Here is a 2,963-nt window from a genome sequence, read left to right as displayed (position 1 = left end):
GCGCACAGTCTTCCCGGACGTCGAGGGAGTGCCGTACCAGGACATCCGCGAGGGAGCCCAAGGCCGCCCCCAACTCCACGTCATCGAGGCCGGCGAGCAGTGGCGGGACGCCATGCGGGGCGAGGCCGAGCGAGGCTTCGATCTCGCGGTCGACCTGCCGTGGCGGACCACCCTGCTGAAGATCTCCGACACGGACTGGGTCCTGCTGCTGGTGGCCCACCACATCGCCTCCGACGCCTGGTCGATGGGCGTACTCGCCCGCGACCTCCAGACGGCCTACCAGTCCAGGCTGGTCGGTCGGGCGCCGGGATGGGAGCCCTTCCCCGTCCAGTACGCGGACTACGCGCTGTGGCAGCGCGAGGTGCTCGGCGAACTGGACGACCCCGACAGCGCGGGAGCGGAACAGATCGCCCACTGGCGGCAGGAGTTGGAGGGGGCGCCGCAGGAGACGGTCCTGCCGTTCGACCGGCCGCGTCCGGCGGTGCCGTCGTTCCGAAGCGGGTCCGTTCCGCTGAACGTCGACACGCAGACACACGCCCGACTCGCCGAACTGGCCGCGCAGGGCGGCGCGACCATGTTCATGGTCGTACACGCGGCACTGGTGGTGCTGCTGGCCCGAATGGGTGCCGGAGAGGACATCTGCGTCGGTACCCCGGTCGCCGGGCGTTCGGACGCACAACTGGAGGACCTGGCCGGGTTCTTCGTCAACACGCTCGTCCTCCGCTCCGACGCCTCCGGTGACCCCACCTTCGGCGACCTGCTGGCGGGTATCAGGGAGACCGACCTCTCGGCCTACGCACACCAGGACGTGCCGTTCGAGCGGCTCGTCGACGAGCTGAACCCGGCCCGTTCCGCCGCCCGCAACCCGCTCTTCCAGGTGATGCTGGCCCTCCAGAACGTGCCCGAGGCCCACTGGGAGCTTGAGGGACTGACCGTCGAGCAGATCCCGCCGGCGGAAGACCCCCCGGCCCGCTTCGACCTCTCCCTGACGCTGAGCGAGCGCCGCTCGGACAACGGCTCGGTCGATGGCCTGCGTGGCGCGATCCTCTACGCCGCCGATCTGTTCGACGAGGAGACCGTGCGCCGGCTGGCCGAGCGGCTCACCCGGGTGCTGGAGCAGGTCGCCGCCGATCCGCAGCTGCGGCTGAGCGCCGTAGAGGTGCTGGAGGAGTCCGAACGGGCTGCCGTCGTGGAGGCGTGGAACGCCACCGCGAGCGAGGTCGACACCTCGACCGTGCTGGAGCGGTTCCGCACCAACGCGGCCAGGGCACCTGAGGCCGTCGCGCTGTGGTCGGAGGGCCGGGCCTGGTCGTATCGCGAGGTCGACGCACGCTCCGATGCGCTGGCGCGTGGGCTGGTGGCGCGGGGCGTGGGGCGGGAGTCCCGGGTGGGCCTGTGCCTGCCGCGTGGGGCAGAAGCGGTCGTCGCCATGCTGGCGGTGTGGAAGGCCGGTGGGGCGTACGTGCCACTGGACCCCGAATACCCGTCTGAGCGGCTGGTGTTCATGGCCGCCGACAGCGACGCCGAACTGGTGCTGGTGACAGCCGAGACCGCCGACCGCCTGTCCGCCGAGGTCGACACCGTCCTGCTTGACGAGTTGGAAGCCGGTGCCGGCGAGCTGCCGGAGGTCACCGCCGATCAACTGGCCTATGTGATCTATACGTCGGGGTCGACCGGGCGTCCGAAGGGCGTCGCCGTCGCTCACGCCTCCGTGGCCAACCTGGCGTCAGTCATGCGTCCAGTCCTCGGCGCCGAACCCGGCGTCACAGCCCTGCAGTTCGCGTCGTTCAGCTTCGACGCGGCGGTGCTGGATCTGGCGGTCACCCTCGCTGCGGGCGGAACGTTGGCGATCGCCTCGTCCGACGAACGACTGGACGCGGCGGCACTTGCCCGCATGATCGAGACCGCCGGAGTGAACACGGCCAGCGTCGTCCCCTCCCTCCTCGGCGCGCTGGAGCCGGAGACGGTCGCCGGAATCGGCAACTGGGTCCTGGGCGCGGAGCGCCTGGAGGCGGGCTTGGCAGCCAAGTGGCGTGAAGAGGCCCGGGTTTGGAACACCTACGGTCCCACCGAGGCGACCGTCATCACCACCGCCGTCCTCCTGGACGAGGGCATTACGGGCGAGGACGCCCCGCCCGCGATCGGCCGCCCCCTGGGCAATGTCCGCACCTACGTCCTGGACGCCTCCCTCCGCCCTGTGCCCGTAGGCGTGACGGGCGAGCTGTACATCGCCGGAGACGGCCTGGCCCGCGGTTACGTCAATCGCCCGGACCTGACGGCGGAACGCTTCATCGCCTGCCCGTTCGACGAGAACGGCGGCCGGATGTATCGCACTGGCGACCTGGCCCGCTGGACGGCAGAAGGACAGCTGGCCTTCGTCGGTCGTGCCGACGAGCAGGTCAAGATCCGTGGCTTCCGGGTCGAGCTCGGCGAGGTCGAGGCCGTCCTCGCCGCCCACCCGCAAGTCGAGCGGGCCGTAACCCTCGTACGGGATGGCCGTCTGGTCGGTTACGTCGTCGGGGACGCGGACGCGGAGAACGTACGCACGTATGCCGCCACCCGACTCCCCGAGTACATGGTCCCGTCGACAGTCGTCGTTCTCGACGCTTTTCCCCTGACCGCCAACGGCAAGATCAACCGCGCCGCCCTCCCGGCCCCGGACCTCGGCGCGAGCGGTGGTCGTGCGCCGTCGACTCCGACCGAGGAGGCGCTGGCCGCGCTGTTCGCCGAGGTGCTGGACCTGGAGAGCGTCGGTGCGGAGGAGAGCTTCTTCGAGCTGGGCGGCGATTCACTGCTCGTGATGCGGCTGATCGCACGTATCCGCTCGGTCCTGGAGGTGTCCGTCGGCGTCCGCGAAGTGTTCGCGGAGCCCACGATCGCGGGGATTGCGCGGCTCGTCGACACCACCGCAGCCTCGACCGGCATCGTGCTGGCGCGCCGGGAGCGCCCCGAGCGCGTCCCCC

At 70.8% G+C, this 2,963-nt stretch carries 1 protein-coding gene; it reads left to right on the top strand.

The annotated features are described in order from the left end of the window. On the top strand, positions 1 to 2,963 hold a 2,963-nt coding region (locus IQ210_RS46925; protein WP_194085399.1), incomplete at both ends, for a non-ribosomal peptide synthetase.

The sequence above is a fragment of the Streptomyces justiciae genome (genome assembly GCF_015163075.1).
GTDB lineage: Bacteria > Actinomycetota > Actinomycetes > Streptomycetales > Streptomycetaceae > Streptomyces > Streptomyces justiciae.
Note: the sequence above shows the minus strand (reverse complement) of the source record. Positions and strands in the feature narration are given on the sequence as shown.